A 15083-nucleotide genomic window follows, 5' to 3' on the forward strand; every position below is an offset into this window, starting at 1 on the left:
CGTGTAACTGGGCGCAACATCCCTACGCCGCCGCCGGCAGGCGTTCGCCGGCGACGCGATAGGAGATCGCCTCGGCGAGATGGATGCGGCCGACGGTCGGCGCCTCGTCGAGATCGGCGAGCGTGCGGGCCACTTTCAGTACGCGATGATACCCGCGCGCCGAGAACTTCATCTTCTCCGCCGCATCCCTCAAGAGCTGCAGGCCCGCGGCATCCGGCTCGGCGATCTTCTCGATCATCGCCGTCGAACAGCGCGCATTGCTCGTCAGCTCCGGATGGCCGAGGGCGGCGAAGCGATCCCTCTGCAGTTCACGGGCGCGGGCGACGCGGCGGGCGACAATGGCGCTCGCCTCGGCCGTGCCGGGCCGGATCAGGTCGGCGGCGCTGACGGCGGGAACGTCGATGCGGATGTCGATGCGGTCCATCAGCGGGCCCGAAATCCGCGCCTGGTAATCGGCCATGCAGCGCAGGCCGCGGGCGCAGCTGCGGCCCGGTTCGCCGGCCATGCCGCAGCGGCACGGGTTCATGGCGGCAACGAGCTGGATCGCCGCCGGGTAGCTGACGCGGTGGTTGGCGCGGGCAATGACGCATTCCGCGGTTTCGAGCGGCTGGCGCAGCGCATCGAGCACCTGCGGCGGAAACTCCGGAAACTCGTCGAGGAACAGGACACCGTTATGGGCGAGCGACGCCTCGCCCGGCTTGGCGCGCAAACCGCCGCCGATCAACGCCGCCATGGTGGCCGAATGGTGAGGCGCGCGGAACGGCCGGCGGTCGGAGAGCTTTCCGCCCGGCAATTGCCCGGCGATCGAATGGATCATCGAGACTTCGAGCAATTCGGACGGGGAGAGCGGCGGCAGGATGGAAGGCAGCCGCGCCGCGAGCATCGACTTGCCGGAACCGGGCGGTCCCACCATCAGCAGGTTATGGTTGCCGGCGGCAGCGACCTCCAGTGCCCGCTTGGCGCTCTCCTGGCCCTTGATGTCGGCGAGATCGGGAAGATTGGCGGCAGCGGCACGGATTGCGGGCTCGGGACGCGAGAGCACCTGCGTGCCGCGGAAATGATTGGCGATGGCGATGAGGCTGCGCGGCGCAAGGATGTCGATCTCCGACCCGGCCCAGGCCGCTTCCGCACCGCTTTCGGCCGGGCAGATCAGCCCCCTGCCGAGGGCATTGGCGCCGATCGCGGCGGGCAGAGCGCCGGCAACCGGCGCGATCGTGCCGTCGAGATTGAGCTCGCCGATGACGACATAGCCGGAGAGCGCGTCGGCGGGGATGGCGCCGAGCGCCGCCATCAGGCCGAGCGCGATGGCAAGGTCGAAATGACTGCCTTCCTTGGGCAGATCCGCAGGCGCCAGGTTGACGGTCACCTTTTTCGCCGGCAGCGCCAGGCCCGACGCATGCAGCGCCGCCTGGACACGCTCGCGGCTCTCGGCAACCGCCTTGTCCGGCAGGCCGACGATCTGCATGCCGACCTTTCCGGGCGCCACCATCACCTGGACGTCGACCGGAACGCCCTCGATACCCTGAAACGCAACCGTGCTGACGCGCGAAACCATGCTGCCCCCATTGCTCCGGCCTGCATCGCACAACCGCCGCCGGTAGCACGCCGAATGTTGCACGGTACGCGCTTAAAAACAAGAACAATAATAGAACAAATGAGCGAGACGGTCTTGATCGGCTTGATCAGCCGCGCTTCTTCTCGATCGCGTTCCAAAGCAGGCTCGCGACATCGGCGCCACCAAACTTCTTCACCTCGCGGATGCCGGTCGGCGAAGTGACGTTGATCTCGGTCATGTAGTCGCCGATCACGTCGATGCCAACGAAGAGGAAGCCGCGGGCTTTCAGCGCCGGGCCGATGCGGGCGCAGATTTCCTGCTCGCGAGCGGTGAGCTCGGTCGCCTCCGCGCGTCCGCCGACATGCATGTTGGAGCGCGCGTCGTGCTCGGCCGGAACGCGGTTGATCGCGCCCACCGGCTCGCCGTCGACGAGCAGGATGCGCTTGTCGCCCTTGCGGACGGCAGGCAGATACTCCTGGGCGATGAAGGGTTCGCGGAACATCTGGCCGAACATTTCAAGAAGAGACGAGAGATTGCGGTCGTCGCGGGCCGAATGGAAGACGCCGGCACCGCCATTGCCGTAGAGCGGCTTCAGGATGATGTCGCCCATCTCCTGGCGGAAGCGCGCAATCTCGCCGGCGTCGCGGGTGATCAGCGTCCGCGGCATCAGATCGGGAAACTCGGTGACGAAGATCTTCTCCGGCGAGTTGCGCACCCAGGCCGGATCGTTGACGACGAGCGTGTTCGGGTGCAGCCGCTCGAGCAGGTGTGTCGATGTGATATAGGCCATGTCGAATGGCGGATCCTGGCGAAGCAGGATGACGTCCATGGTCGAAAGATCGATCCGCTCCGGCTCGCCGAGGGTGAAGTGGTCGCCCTTGACGTCGCGCAGCGTCATCTGCTGCACGGCCGCATAGACCTTGCCGTCGCGCAGCGACAGCTTGTCGGGCGTGTAATGGAACAGGCGATAGCCGCGCGCCTGCGCCTCGAGGCTCATGGCAAAGGTCGAATCGCCCGCAATGGTGATGCCCGACACATGGTCCATCTGGACCCCGACATTGACGATTCCTGCCATTTTCCCGATCCCATTGAATCTCTTGCCGCAGTCGTCCGACGTGGACGTCGTTTCGGCAAAATTATACAGCAATTCAAAGCACTACCGCGATCATCACGCGCTCGAAACGGCGGTTGGCGCCGCAGGAGGCTCGCAACATGTAGAATGCCCGGTTCGCTTAGGCAAGGAGACCGAGCCTATTCGAAACCCTCGACGACGCAGGTGATGAGGTCATGATCGGAGAGAGGACGCCCCGACGCGTCGGTCGAGGGAATGACGCGGCTTTCGCCGATCTTCAGACCCCGTGCCAGGAACCAGTCGAGCTTCATCGCCCGCTTCGGCCAACGGGTGATCAGGCTCGGGCGCGTCGTCATCTGGTCGATCGGTCCGCCGTGGCGGGTGAAGCCGCGTGCGGCGCTCGCCTTAAAGAGACCCTCCGCCTCGAAATCGCCGCCAATATGGTTGCCGGTATTGAGATCGCCGCCGATCAGGATGGGAAGTCCCGGGAAGGCGTCCTCCAGCGCTTCGATCAGCTCCTTGACCTGGCGTTCGCGGTAGGCCGCCGTCGTGGCGCTTTCCAGATGCGTGGAGACGGCGACGAAGGGGCCGGCCTGCGTCTCTATCACGGCGCCGATGCCGCAACGCTCGCCGACGCGCGGTTGATCGCTGTCATCCGTGAACCAAAGGCGCTCTCCCCACAGCCGCAACAGAAAGGGGCGCCGTAGCGGACCGGAGGTCAGCAAGGCGTTGCCGTGGAATCCTTTTTCGTTGAAGTCGTCCTTGCAGAATTCGCGCTCGGTATCCGAGCCGAGACCGAGTTCGATGAATTCGACGCCGTAGGCATATTGCATGTCGAGTGCGTCGGCTAACTCGGCCGTCGTGTGGCGCTGACCTGTGCGGGCCATGCCGTTGTCCATCTCGGAAAGCAGGACCAGCGCCGCGCCGGTCGTGCGGAGATGTTCGGCGCTTTCTTCGGGAAAGAGGCAGCGCTCGAGGTTCCATGCGGCAACGGTCAAGGGAAAGGCAAGCGGTCCGGTCGCGGAAGCCACGCCGCCGATCTCGGTCGCGTTCATCGCCTCGAGCCCCGCCATGATCGCATCATGGGCGGTTATGCTGCGTTCCATGCGGGCAAAGCCCTCGCGGTCGGTCAGAGAGGTCGCGGTGAGCGTCGCTACGGTTTCTTCGATCACAATGCTGGCTCCAAGTTCACGGCTTGCGGGCGCGCCGGCGCAGCACCGGCCGCAACACCGGTCCCCCTTGGGCGGTGGAGACGGCTGCCGTTCTCCGCCGAGAAGAAATGCAGACGATCGATCGGGACGGCGATGGCAAGCTCATTGGCAAGCGGCGCTTCCGGCGGCAATGCGATTGTCAGTTCCTGCTCCTCGACCGTGCCATGCACCAGGCGTTGTGCCCCGAGTTCCTCGACATAGGCGACGCGGAAGAGCAAGGCCTGCTCACCGGCGGAGGCCAGACGCAGGTCCTCGGCGCGCAGGCCGACAGTCACCGGGCCTTCGGCCGACGCCGAATGGTCGAGGTCGATCGCGTGCGTGCCGATATGCAGACGCCCGCCTGCGAGCGTGCCCTTGACGAGGTTCATGGCGGGCGAACCGATGAAGCTCGCGACGAAGGTCGAGGCCGGCGCGTGATAGACGTCGAGCGGCCGGCCGATCTGCTCGATCCGGCCGCCGTTCAGCACCACCAGCCGGTCGGCGAGCGTCATCGCCTCGAGTTGGTCGTGGGTCACATAGAGCGACGTGGTACCGAGCCGCTTCTGCAAGCGCTTGATCTCGCCGCGCATCGAGACACGCAGCTTCGCGTCGAGGTTCGAGAGCGGCTCATCGAAGAGGAAGGCCGCCGGTTTGCGGACGATCGCGCGACCCATGGCGACGCGCTGGCGCTGGCCGCCTGAAAGCGCCCGCGGCTTGCGGTCGAGATAGGGCTCGATCTCCAGCATGCGCGCGGCTTCGGCCACCCTTGCGTCGATCTCCACCTTCGGTGTCTTCCGGTTTCTCAGGCCGTAGGCAAGGTTCTCGTAGACTGTCATGTGCGGATAGAGCGCATAGTTCTGAAAGACCATGGCAACGTCGCGCTCGGCCGGATCGACCGTGTTGACGACCCGGGGTCCGATCGTCACGGTGCCCCTGGAGATCGTCTCCAGGCCGGCGACCATGCGCAAAAGCGTGGACTTGCCGCAGCCGGACGGCCCGACGAGGACGATGAACTCGCCGTCGGCGATGTCGATCGAGACGGATTTCACGGCCTCGACTCCGCCGGTGTAGATTTTCGAGACCTCTGCGATATAAATCGCGGCCATTGGCTGCCTCCGTTTGCGGATTGCAAGTCGCGAAGCGATCACCAAATCGCTTCGCCTTCTTCTCGTTCCATTCCACTTTTGGTTCGCATTTCCGGACGGCGAACCGCTGCACACTTCGCCTGGAAATGCTCTCTTTGTCTGCGCATTTCCGGACGACGAACCGCTGCACACTTCGCCTGGAAATGCTCTCTTTGTCTGCGCATTTCCGGACGGCGAACCGCTGCACACTTCACCTGGAAATGCTTTATTTGTCGCTTTCCGTAAGGCCCTTGATGAACCAGCGCTGGAAGATGACGACGATCATCACCGGCGGCAGCATGGCGAGGATCGCCAACGCAAAGGCCTCGTTGTAATCGGGAATGTTGGAGCCGACCCAGACGAGCAGGATCTGCTTGATGCCGCGCACCAGGGTGAAGAAGCCCTCGTCCGTCGTCATCAGCGTCGGCCAGAGATACTGGTTCCAGCCGTAGACGAACATGATGATGAAGATCGCCGCCATCATGGTGCGCGACAGCGGCACCAGCACGTCGATGAAGAACTTGAACGGCCCTGCCCCATCGATCCGCGCCGCCTCCAGCAATTCGTCCGGCACCGACTTGAAGAACTGGCGGAAATAGAAGGTGCCCGTTGCCGAAGCGAGAAGCGGCACGATCAGTCCGGTATAGGTGTTGGTCAGCTTCAACGCGTTCATTACCTCATAGGAGGGCAGGATGCGCACCTCGAGCGGCAGCAGCAATGTCGTGAAGATCACCCAGAAGAAGAAAGTCGCCAGCGGAAAGCGGAAATAGACGATCGCATAGGCTGCCAGCATCGAGAGCACGATCTTGCCGACCGCAAAGCCGAGGCCGAGGATCATCGAGTTCATCATCATGTTGAACCCGGTGACCTTGCCGGTGAAGCCGCCCTCGCGGGTCAGCACCGTCTCATAGGTCTCGGCAAAATGGCCGCCCCAGGTCAGGCTTAGGCCGTTGCGGTGGATGTCGGCCGCATCATGCGTCGACGTCATGAAGGCGACGACGACCGGCGTCACCATGATGAAGGCGCCGATGAGCAGGATGACATGGTCGATAATCCTGGTGCGATGCATCGGCCCCACCTCAATTATAATGCACGCGCCGCTCGATGAAGCGGAACTGGAAGACGGTGAGCACCAGGACGACGAGCATCAGGATCACCGATTGCGCCGAGGAACCGCCGAGGTCGCTGCCCCGGAAGCCATCCATGTAGACCTTGTAGACGAGGGTGATCGGATTGTTGGCAGCCTTGTCCTTCACCATCACGTCGATGACGCCGAAGGTGTCGAAGAGGGCATAGGTGGTGTTGATGATCAGCAGGAAGAAAGCGGTCGGCGCCAGCAGCGGCAGGGTCACCGTCCAAAAGCGGCGCAGCTCGGACCGGCAGTCGAGCGTTGCCGCCTCGCGCACGGAAACCGGAATGCCCTGCAGCCCCGAGAGGAAGAAGATGAAGTTGTAGGGGATCTGCTTCCAGACCGAGACGACGATCATGGCGAAGGCCGTGTCGGAATAGTCGAGCCCGACCTTGATGTCCCAGCCGAACCAGCGCGCGAGTTCGACCATCGGCCCGATATGCTGGTTGAAGAACATCATGCCGATCAGTCCAGCGACCGGCGGCGCGATCGCATAAACCCAGATGAGCAGGGTCTTGTCGGCGGCATTGCCACGGATGACGCCATCCGCCTTCACGGCGAGCAGGAGCCCGGTCGCCAGCGCGAAGAAAGTGACGAGGGCCGTGAACACCGCCGTGAACCGCGCGATGCCTAGATACTCGGTCGACTTCAGAACGTCCGTGTAGTTCGTGAGGCCGACGAAGGTCGAGCCGAAGCCGAACGGATCCTCGAGATAAAAGGAAGACTGGACCGCCTGGACGGACGGCCAATAAAAAAACACCAAGATGATCGCGAGCTGCGGCGCAAGAAACAGGTAGGGCAGAAAGGGTGACGAGAACTGCACGCGCTTGGCGGGTGCCTGCTGCCCTTCACGGCCGGACGTGCCCCTCATCCGGCCAGCCGGCCACCTTCTCCCCGCCATTGCGGGGAGAAGGGACGTCCGGTAGGACGCTGCATTCCCCTCTCCCCGCACGCGGGTGGAGGGCCAGGGTGAGGGGCTCGTCTGGCTCATCGATCAGCCGGCGGTCTTGGCGAAACGGGCGAGCAGCTCGTTGCCTTCCTTCTCGATCGTTTCGAGAGCGTCCTTCACGGTCGCCTCACCGGAGAAGATGCGGCCGTATTCGCGCTCCATGATCTCGCGGATCTGCGGATAGAAGCCGAGGCGGTAGCCCTTCGACCATTCGCCGGCCGGCAGCAGGAGCTGCTTGATGCCGACTTCGGCGACCGGCTTCTCCTTGTAGTAGCCGTCCTTCTCAGCGAGTTCGTAGGCGGCCTTGGTGATCGCAACGTAGCCGGTGGACTTATGGTAGAAATACTGGATTTCCGGCGAGGTCAGGAACTGGAAGAAGTCCGCCACGCACTTGTTTTCCTCGTCCGACTTGCCGGACATCGCAAAGAGGGCGGCACCGCCGATGAAGGAGTTGGTGCCGGCGCCCTTGATCGAGCCCCAGTAGGGCAGGAAGGTCGCCGAGAAGGGCATGGTCGCGGTTTTCTGCAGGCCGCCGAAGGAGCCGGAGGAGCCGATCCAAAGCGCTGCCTTGCCTTCTTCGAAGACCTTCTGGTTGTCGTTCCAGCCGGCGCCGTAGAAGGCGAAGTAACCCTGGTCCTTCCAGGTCTTCAGCTTCTCGAACATCATTTCGAGGTTCGGGTCGGTGACCTTGAGCTTGGTGTCGACGACGCTGTCGTAGCCGTTGTTGTTGGTGGCGAACTGGATGTTGTTGCGCGAGAAGAAGTTCTCGGTGAACTGCCAGGTGAGCTGCGACTGAACGAGCGGGATGTAGCCGGCCTCTTTCAGCTTCGGGGCGATCGCCTCGAACTCTTCCCAGGTCTTCGGCGCCTCGACGCCGGCCTTCTTCAGGGCCTCGTCGTTGATGTACATGATCGGTGCCGACGAGTTGAACGGCATGCCGACGAACTTGCCTTCGGCGTCGGCGTAGAAATAACGCACGCCGTCGATGAAGGCATTGCGATCGAAAGCGTAGCCGGCCTTGGTGATCAGGTCTTCCGCTGGAATGACGGCGCCCTTGGCGTTGATGATGGTTGCGGCACCGGCGTCGAAGACCTGCAGGATGTTCGGCTGTTCGCCAGCGCGGAAGGCGGCGATGCCGGAGGCGAGCGCTTCCTCATAGGTTCCCTTGCTGACGGGCGTCAGCGCGCAGGCGCTCTGGGACGCGTTGAATTTCTGGGCGACTTCGTTGATGACCTCGCCGTTGCGGCCGGCCATGCCGTGCCACCAGGTGATGTCGGTCGCGGCGAGCGACGTCGTCGCGGTAAGTGCAAAAGTAACGGCTGCAAGCGAAAGCTTTCTGGACATGTCCCCTGTCCTCTTCACCGTGGTTGCGGTTCGCAGTGGACTAGTGACCTTCAGTGACACGCCCGTAACGCTTTTGTGTCGGGACGATTACAAATTTGCCTGTTTGGTCAAAAAGCATCCGGCAGGTGCCGCGGCCAGCGCCAGGGCGTGACGGCGACGATGTCGTAGCGCACCGAGAGACGGTGAAAATCCATCTGGCGCGCCAGCCAGATGTCGCTTGCCGCCCGGATGCGCCGTTGCGCCGTATCGGAGACGGCGAAGACCGCCCCGTCGAAGCTCGCCCGGGCCTTCACTTCGACGCAGGCGATCAGGTCGCCGCGCCGGGCGATGATGTCGATCTCGCCGAGCTTGGTGCGATAGCGCATGGCGACGATCCGGTAGCCCTTGACCATCAGGCAGAGCGCGGCGCGGTATTCGGCGAGATGGCCTCGTTTCAGCGCCTGCAGCTTGCGGGCGTCCGGACGTTCAGCCTTCATCGCGGTCCTTGAGGCCGAGCAGCCTGTCGTAGAGCTCCTTGCGCGGCAGTCCGGTCCGGCGCGCCGCCTCGGTAGCAGCCTTGCCCATCGGCATGTCGCGGGCGAGCTCCTTCAGCACCGCGTCCACATCCGCAGTCTCCGGCACGGGCTTTGCGTCCGGCGGAGCGATGACGAGGACGATCTCGCCCTTGACGCCGGCTGTTTCCTCATAAAACGCCTTCAGCTCGCCGAGCGTGCCACGGCGGAATTCTTCGAAAGCCTTGGTCAGTTCGCGGCATACCGCCGCCTGCCTCTCTTCGCCGAAAACCTCGGCGGCGGCGGCAACGGTCGCGGCGATCCGATGCGGCGATTCGAAGAAGAGGAGCGTCGCCGGCACGCCGGCGAATTCCTTCAGGCGGTTGCGCTTCGCCCTGTTCTTGGTGGGCAGAAAGCCGGCAAACAGGAAGGCATCACTCGGAAGGCCGGAACCGACAAGAGCCGCGAGCGGCGCCGACGGCCCGGGTATCGGAACGACCCGGTGACCGGCGTCGATGGCGAGCTGCGCCAGACGATAGCCGGGATCGGAGACAAGCGGCGTGCCCGCATCGGAGACGAGCGCCACCGATTTCCCCTCGGCGAGCGCTGCAATGAGCCGCGGTCCGGCCTCGGCGGCATTGTGTTCATGATAGGCAACCGGCCGATTGACGATACCGTAGCGGTCGAGCAGCACGCGCGTCACCCGCGTGTCCTCGCAGGCGAGCAGATCGGCGCCGGCGATCGTCTCGAGCGCTCTCAGGGTGATGTCGGCGAGGTTGCCGATCGGCGTCGCCACCAGATAGAGCGCCGCCTCCAGCGGGCGCGCCGGAACGCTTGCATTGTGCAGGCGGAAGCTGCGGTCCCTACCCCTCTCCGCCGCCTCGGTCGATTGCTGCTTGTCCAACGCCATGTTCCCGCTCATGCCGGCTTGCCGGTTTGCGCCCTTTATGAGTGAGCGGCAAGCGCAGGGCAAGGGCGCCCGGCCCGGCAAGGCGCCTGCATTTGGGAAAAGCCCGCGAAACCGCTTGCTTTCGCGGCAATTTTTCTGCCATTTTGCCCGTCCAATCGCTCCGGCCGCCGGCCGGGACACACGCAGTTTGACGCTGCGGCGGGCGCCCCCCGCCCGGCAATGGTTGAAAGCGGTAGCATCCCATGCGCATTACTCTCGAGCGGTCCAACCTTTTGAAATCGCTGAACCATGTCCACCGCGTGGTCGAACGGCGCAACACCATCCCGATCCTCTCGAACGTGCTTCTGCGCTCAGACGGCGCCAGCCTCGAAATGAAGGCGACCGACCTCGATCTCGAGATCACCGAGGCGACGCCGGCGCAGGTGGAACAGGCCGGCGCCACGACCGTTCCGGCGCATCTGCTCTACGACATCGTCCGCAAGCTGCCGGACGGTTCGGAGGTGCTGCTCGCCACCAATGCCGAGGGCACGGCGATGACGGTCGCCTCGGGCCGCTCCAAGTTCTCGCTGCAATGCCTGCCGCAATCGGATTTCCCGGATCTTACGGCCGGCAGCTTCTCGCATTCCTTCCGCGCCAAGGCGACGGACCTGAAGATGCTGATCGACAGGACGCAGTTCGCGATCTCGACGGAGGAAACGCGCTACTATCTCAACGGCATCTTCGTCCACACGGTGGAGAACAAGGGTGAGCTCAAGCTGCGCGCTGTCGCGACCGACGGCCATCGCCTCGCCCGCGCCGATATCGAGGCGCCGGCCGGCTCCGAGGGGATGCCGGGCATCATCATTCCGCGCAAGACCGTCAGCGAATTGCAGAAGCTGCTCGACAATCCGGACGTGGTCGTCACGGTCGAGGTCTCGGACGCGAAGATCCGCCTGACGATCGGCTCGATCGTCATGACTTCGAAACTGATCGACGGCACCTTCCCGGACTATCAGCGGGTGATTCCGGCCGGCAACGACAAGGAGCTGCGCGTCGACTGCCAGTCCTTCGCGCAAGCCGTCGACCGGGTCTCGACGATCTCCTCCGAACGCGGCCGGGCCGTCAAGCTGGCGCTCACCGACGGCCAGATGACGCTGACCGTCAACAATCCGGATTCCGGTAGCGCAACGGAGGAATTGCCGGTCGGCTACGAGGCCGACCCGATCGAAATCGGCTTCAACGCCAAATATCTTCTCGACATCACCGCCCAGCTTACCGGCAACGAGGCGGTCTTCATGCTGGCCGATCCGGGTTCGCCGACGCTGGTGCGCGACCTCGCGGCGGACGACGCGCTCTACGTGCTCATGCCGATGCGCGTCTGAAACCGCGCCGCGCGTCTTGATCAGACGCGCAAAAGTCGCTGTCGCGCTTTGAATTGCCGCACGTTTTCGTCCTTTAATTGGCGGCGATTTAGCATGCAGTGGGACGATATAGGATGGAAACCCGCCATGCTGTCTGCTGGCGGGTTTTTCATTCGCCCATCCGTCGCTGCTTGTTGATAAAGTGTCGCTTTTAGACGCAGGCAGACTTGTTTTCGCCGCAGATGGGAGCACATTATGAGCAGACACTCACGCGGGCCGCCGATATGCGGTGACGCGCCCATTGCCATGGAACAATGAAGCCGAGGGGATTCGATGAGTCTGCGCCTGAAGGTGAAGGAAAAATTCGGTCAGAAGTTCGACGAAGAGATTCGCTTCTTCAAGGGCTGGATGAGCAACACCCGAGCGGTCGGCGCGATCCTGCCGACATCCGCAGTGACGGCGCGGCGCATGGCGAGCGTCGTCAACCCCCGCTCCGGCCTGCCGGTCCTCGAGCTCGGCCCGGGAACTGGCGTGATCACCAAGGCGATCCTCGAGCGCGGCATCTCCCCTGAAAAGCTGGTGTCCATCGAATACTCGACAGAATTCTTCAAGCAATTGAAAGAGAATTTCGCCGGCGTGAACTTCATCAACGGCGACGCCTTCGACCTTTCGCGCACGCTCGGCGCGCTGAGCGGCCAGCAGTTCGACAGCGTCGTCTCCGCGGTACCGCTCCTGAACTTCCCGATGCACCGCCGCGTCGAGCTGATCGATGACCTGCTCTCGCGCATCCCCTTCGGGCGCCCGGTCGTTCAGATCTCCTACGGGCCGATGTCGCCGGTCGTCGCCATGCCGGATCGCTATCGCATCCAGCACTTCGATTTCGTCGTCAGAAACATCCCGCCGGCTCAGCTCTGGATCTATAGCAAGGCTCATTAGACGGCCGGCCCGCCCGTGTTGGGGATCTATATCACGCACCCGCAAGTCAAGATCGAGTCTGCCGTCTTGCGGATCGCGTCGTCACATGCGACTGGACGCCAGCACAGCGCCGTGCGCTTTAGGCGCACAAAGGTCGCTGTGAACTTTGAATCGCTGCATGGTTTTATCCCTAAATCCACGAGATTTAGAGAACCATGCAGTGGAGTTTTGGCAGGGGTGATCTCGACATGAGCACAAGCGCGCGCGACCGGCTGATCGTCGGCCTCGATATTCCTACGATCGCCGAGGCGGAGAGGATCGTCTCGACGCTTGGCGACGAGGTCGCCTTCTACAAGATCGGCTATCAGCTCGCCTTCGCTGGCGGCCTGGAATTCGCCCGCGATCTCGCCGCGAGCGGCAAGAAGGTCTTTCTCGACATGAAGCTGCTCGACATCGACAACACGGTGGCGAAGGGCGTCGAGAACATCGCCAGGATGGGCATGTCGATGCTGACGCTGCACGCCTATCCGAAGGCGATGAAGGCGGCCGTCGAAGCGGCGAAAGGCTCCGATCTCTGCCTGCTCGGCGTCACGGTGCTGACCTCGATGGACGCGCAGGATGTCATCGATGCCGGCTACGGCTCGGATCCGCAGAGCCTGGTGCTGCGCCGCGCCGAACAGGCGCGCGCCGCCGGCATGGGCGGCATCGTCTGTTCGGCGGAGGAGGCCGCCGCGGTCCGCCGCGTCATCGGCGCGGAGATGGCGGTGGTGACGCCCGGCATCCGCCCCGCCGGTGCGGAGAAAGGCGACCAGAAACGGGTGATGACACCGGCCGAGGCGATCCGCGCCGGGTCGAGCCACCTCGTCGTCGCCCGGCCGATCGTCAAGGCCGCCGATCCGTTGGCTGCCAGCCGCATCATCCTCGCCGAAATGGAAAGCGCGCTCTCCGGTTGATAGGGCCGAGGCGGCGACCGATCGTGGCTTTTCGACTTCTCGTCTGCCGGTGCGCTTGACCTCGACCAAGAATTGCCGGAAGTAACGATCCCGTCTGTACTTTTCGAGAGAGGCGAGGAACTCGTAAATGGCCAAGGGATACTGGATTGCTCGGGTCGATATCAGAGACGCCGAACGCTACAAGGACTATGTGGCGGCCGCGAAGCCCGCCTTCGAGAAATACGGCGCCATTTTCCTGGCGCGTGGCGGAGCTTACCGCCGGCTGGAGGGCGCCGTGCGCGCCCGCAACGTGGTGATCGAATTTCCTTCCCTGCAGGCCGCGATCGACTGCTACAATTCCCCGGAATATCAGATCGCCGCGGCCATCCGCCAGGAGGTCGCCGATGCCGAGATGGTCGTGGTGGAGGGCGTCTGAGGACGCCGGAACTGCTCGAGCGGACGCGGGTGGCGTCCGGGGGGGGCAGGACCCCTCCCAACCCCTCCCCACAAGAGGGAGGGTCTTAGTCGTGGCACAGGCCTTCGCCCTCTCCAACGCTGCCACAGGCGGCAACGGCCTGAATGGTGTGCTGAGGCAGCGGCATCGTGGCCCATCCCCCTTGTGGGGAGGGGTGAACCTGGCTGGCGGCGCCTGCAGCGGAATGGCCTTCACCTTGCCCGCCGCTTCGGCTATGTAGCAAGCAATTCTTGCCAACGACTTCAGGAGTGCGCTTTCCATGACCTTGTCCAACCTTCCGCCGCTGGTGACGATTTTCGGCGGATCCGGATTCGTCGGCCGTCATGTGGTTCGCGCGCTCGCCAAGCGAGGCTACCGCATTCGCGTCGCGGTGCGCCGGCCGGACCTTGCAGGCCATCTCCAGCCGCTCGGCACCATGGGCCAGATTTCCTTCGTCCAGGCCAACCTGCGCTACCGCAGGTCCGTCGATCGCGCCATCGAGGGTGCCGACCACGTGATCAACTGCGTCGGCGTGCTCTTCGAGAGCGGCCGCAACACCTTCGACGCCGTCCAGGATTTCGGCGCCCGGGCCGTCGCGGAAGCCGCCCGCGCGGCCGGTGCGACGTTGACGCATATTTCGGCGATCGGCGCCAACACGAATTCCGAATCGAAATACGCCCGCACCAAGGGCCGGGCCGAGATCGCCATCCTCGAAACCGTTCCCGACGCAGTCATCCTGCGGCCGTCGATCATCTTCGGGCCCGAGGACGACTTCTTCAACAAGTTCGCCAACATGGCGCGCTTCTCGCCCGCCCTGCCTCTGATCGGCGGCGGCCAGACGAAATTCCAGCCGGTCTATGTGACGGATGTCGCCGAAGCGGTCGCCCGCGCCGTCGACGGGAAGCTCAAGGGCGGGACGATCTATGAACTCGGCGGGGCGCAGGTCCTGTCGTTCCGCGAATGTCTCGAGGTCATGCTCGACACGATCGATCGCAAGCGTTCCTTCGTGTCGATCCCCTTCGGCATCGCATCGCTTCTCGGCAGCGTCGCGTCGCTCGTGCCCTTCATCGCGCCGCCGATCACCGCCGACCAGGTTGTGTTGCTGAAGTCCGACAATGTCGTCTCCGCGGCGGCCGAAGCGGAAGGCCGGACGCTCCCCGGCATCGGCATCGAGCCGACATTGCTCGACTCGATCCTGCCGACCTATCTGGTCCGCTTTCGCCCCCAGGGGCAGTATACGCGCGGCGGTCGCGCCGCCTGATCGCCCCCGCGAGCGGGACCATTCGATTCCAGCCGCCGGTCCCTCCGGCGGCTTTTGCTTGTGGCGCTGATGCAACAGCGTTGCAGTTCTGCCGCAGTCGGAACCGGGAATGGTGTTTACCGCAGATTCAGCATGTCCTGATATTGATCATGACACGCCCGGCGAATAAACACCGCTCGCACCCACGGCGCGGCGAGCGCAGGCGGTGACAACATCATAGTCGAAAGGCACAACTTCCCATGGGCAAGTCGATCGCAATCTTTTTTGCGTCTGCGGCACTGATCATTCTGGCTGGCTCATTCATCGCACCGGGTACTGTGGCGAGCAGCAGCAAGGGCTGCACGCCGGCCTATGGCGTCGACCCGTGCACGACGGCGTCGATCGGGGCTTCCGGCTGGTAAGCCGGTCAACTGCCTC

Annotated in this window: 15 protein-coding genes; 6 read left to right on the forward strand and 9 right to left on the reverse strand. The window is 63.9% G+C overall.

All coding sequences use genetic code 11. The features are described from left to right. Positions 1–22: 22 nt before the first annotated feature. From AU381_RS10300 to rsmI, 9 genes are all read right to left on the reverse strand, one after another. Positions 23–1555 (reverse strand): YifB family Mg chelatase-like AAA ATPase, encoded by a 1533-nt coding sequence (locus tag AU381_RS10300; RefSeq protein WP_064241607.1) that lies wholly within the window; start codon positions 1553–1555, stop codon positions 23–25. 127 nt (positions 1556–1682) lie between these two features. Further along, a complete protein-coding gene (gene gshB, locus AU381_RS10305) occupies positions 1683–2630 on the reverse strand; it encodes a glutathione synthase (protein WP_064241608.1) in 948 nt (315 codons plus the stop codon). A gap of 176 nt (positions 2631–2806) precedes the next feature. Continuing rightward, complete coding sequence (locus AU381_RS10310; RefSeq protein ID WP_064241609.1) at positions 2807–3799, reverse strand: endonuclease/exonuclease/phosphatase family protein; 993 nt, start codon at positions 3797–3799, stop codon at positions 2807–2809. Then, positions 3796–4923, reverse strand: coding sequence for a sn-glycerol-3-phosphate ABC transporter ATP-binding protein UgpC (gene ugpC, locus AU381_RS10315; RefSeq protein ID WP_064241610.1), 1128 nt, complete (start codon positions 4921–4923; stop codon positions 3796–3798). Before ugpC ends, AU381_RS10310 begins: the two co-directional genes overlap by 4 nt. 244 nt (positions 4924–5167) lie before the next feature. Next, positions 5168–6010, reverse strand: coding sequence for a sn-glycerol-3-phosphate ABC transporter permease UgpE (ugpE, locus tag AU381_RS10320; protein WP_064241611.1), 843 nt, complete (start codon positions 6008–6010; stop codon positions 5168–5170). Positions 6011–6020: 10 nt separating this feature from the next. Then, on the reverse strand, positions 6021–6941 hold the full coding sequence (locus tag AU381_RS10325) for an ABC transporter permease subunit (RefSeq protein ID WP_064241612.1): 921 nt from the start codon (positions 6939–6941) through the stop codon (positions 6021–6023). A 123-nt stretch (positions 6942–7064) separates the two neighbouring features. After that, the gene (locus AU381_RS10330; protein WP_064241613.1) at positions 7065–8363 is read right to left on the reverse strand and encodes an extracellular solute-binding protein; all 1299 of its coding nucleotides are present in this window, start codon (positions 8361–8363) and stop codon (positions 7065–7067) included. A 107-nt stretch (positions 8364–8470) separates the two neighbouring features. Beyond that, on the reverse strand, positions 8471–8839 hold the full coding sequence (locus tag AU381_RS10335) for a YraN family protein (protein ID WP_064241614.1): 369 nt from the start codon (positions 8837–8839) through the stop codon (positions 8471–8473). Beyond that, on the reverse strand, positions 8829–9776 hold the full coding sequence (gene rsmI / locus AU381_RS10340; RefSeq protein ID WP_064241615.1) for a 16S rRNA (cytidine(1402)-2'-O)-methyltransferase: 948 nt from the start codon (positions 9774–9776) through the stop codon (positions 8829–8831). Before rsmI ends, AU381_RS10335 begins: the two co-directional genes overlap by 11 nt. A 230-nt stretch (positions 9777–10006) precedes the next feature. On the opposite strand from rsmI, the gene dnaN reads away from it, so the two are divergent. From dnaN to AU381_RS30280, 6 genes are all read left to right on the forward strand, one after another. Then, a complete protein-coding gene (gene dnaN / locus AU381_RS10345) occupies positions 10007–11125 on the forward strand; it encodes a DNA polymerase III subunit beta (protein WP_064241616.1) in 1119 nt (372 codons plus the stop codon). A gap of 312 nt (positions 11126–11437) precedes the next feature. Next, on the forward strand, positions 11438–12040 hold the full coding sequence (gene pmtA / locus AU381_RS10350) for a phospholipid N-methyltransferase PmtA (RefSeq protein ID WP_064241617.1): 603 nt from the start codon (positions 11438–11440) through the stop codon (positions 12038–12040). Positions 12041–12267: 227 nt separating this feature from the next. Next, positions 12268–12972 carry an orotidine-5'-phosphate decarboxylase gene (gene pyrF, locus AU381_RS10355; RefSeq protein WP_064241618.1) on the forward strand — a complete coding sequence of 235 codons (705 nt, stop codon included), beginning with the start codon at positions 12268–12270 and terminating at the stop codon, positions 12970–12972. Between the two features lie 127 nt (positions 12973–13099). Then, on the forward strand, positions 13100–13387 hold the full coding sequence (locus AU381_RS10360) for a DUF1330 domain-containing protein (protein WP_064241619.1): 288 nt from the start codon (positions 13100–13102) through the stop codon (positions 13385–13387). 298 nt (positions 13388–13685) lie between these two features. Beyond that, entirely contained in the window at positions 13686–14666 is a 981-nt protein-coding gene (locus tag AU381_RS10365; protein WP_064241620.1) for a complex I NDUFA9 subunit family protein, read from the forward strand. 239 nt (positions 14667–14905) lie between these two features. After that, positions 14906–15067, forward strand: coding sequence for a hypothetical protein (locus AU381_RS30280; RefSeq protein ID WP_012710132.1), 162 nt, complete (start codon positions 14906–14908; stop codon positions 15065–15067). Positions 15068–15083: the final 16 nt, after the last annotated feature.

The sequence above is a fragment of the Sinorhizobium glycinis genome (genome assembly GCF_001651865.1).
Lineage (GTDB): Bacteria > Pseudomonadota > Alphaproteobacteria > Rhizobiales > Rhizobiaceae > Sinorhizobium > Sinorhizobium glycinis.

Excerpts from the sequence above, each read along its gene's own strand:
- AU381_RS10300 (WP_064241607.1), bottom strand. The coding sequence starts at position 1,555 with ATGGTTTCGCGCGTCAGCACGGTTGCGTTTCAGGGTATCGAGGGCGTT.
- gshB (WP_064241608.1), bottom strand. The coding sequence starts at position 2,630 with ATGGCAGGAATCGTCAATGTCGGGGTCCAGATGGACCATGTGTCGGGC.
- ugpC (WP_064241610.1), bottom strand. The coding sequence starts at position 4,923 with ATGGCCGCGATTTATATCGCAGAGGTCTCGAAAATCTACACCGGCGGA.
- ugpE (WP_064241611.1), bottom strand. The coding sequence starts at position 6,010 with ATGCATCGCACCAGGATTATCGACCATGTCATCCTGCTCATCGGCGCC.
- AU381_RS10325 (WP_064241612.1), bottom strand. The coding sequence starts at position 6,941 with ATGAGGGGCACGTCCGGCCGTGAAGGGCAGCAGGCACCCGCCAAGCGC.
- AU381_RS10330 (WP_064241613.1), bottom strand. The coding sequence starts at position 8,363 with ATGTCCAGAAAGCTTTCGCTTGCAGCCGTTACTTTTGCACTTACCGCG.
- AU381_RS10335 (WP_064241614.1), bottom strand. The coding sequence starts at position 8,839 with ATGAAGGCTGAACGTCCGGACGCCCGCAAGCTGCAGGCGCTGAAACGA.
- rsmI (WP_064241615.1), bottom strand. The coding sequence starts at position 9,776 with ATGAGCGGGAACATGGCGTTGGACAAGCAGCAATCGACCGAGGCGGCG.
- dnaN (WP_064241616.1), top strand. The coding sequence starts at position 10,007 with ATGCGCATTACTCTCGAGCGGTCCAACCTTTTGAAATCGCTGAACCAT.
- pmtA (WP_064241617.1), top strand. The coding sequence starts at position 11,438 with ATGAGTCTGCGCCTGAAGGTGAAGGAAAAATTCGGTCAGAAGTTCGAC.
- pyrF (WP_064241618.1), top strand. The coding sequence starts at position 12,268 with ATGAGCACAAGCGCGCGCGACCGGCTGATCGTCGGCCTCGATATTCCT.
- AU381_RS10360 (WP_064241619.1), top strand. The coding sequence starts at position 13,100 with ATGGCCAAGGGATACTGGATTGCTCGGGTCGATATCAGAGACGCCGAA.
- AU381_RS10365 (WP_064241620.1), top strand. The coding sequence starts at position 13,686 with ATGACCTTGTCCAACCTTCCGCCGCTGGTGACGATTTTCGGCGGATCC.
- AU381_RS30280 (WP_012710132.1), top strand. The coding sequence starts at position 14,906 with ATGGGCAAGTCGATCGCAATCTTTTTTGCGTCTGCGGCACTGATCATT.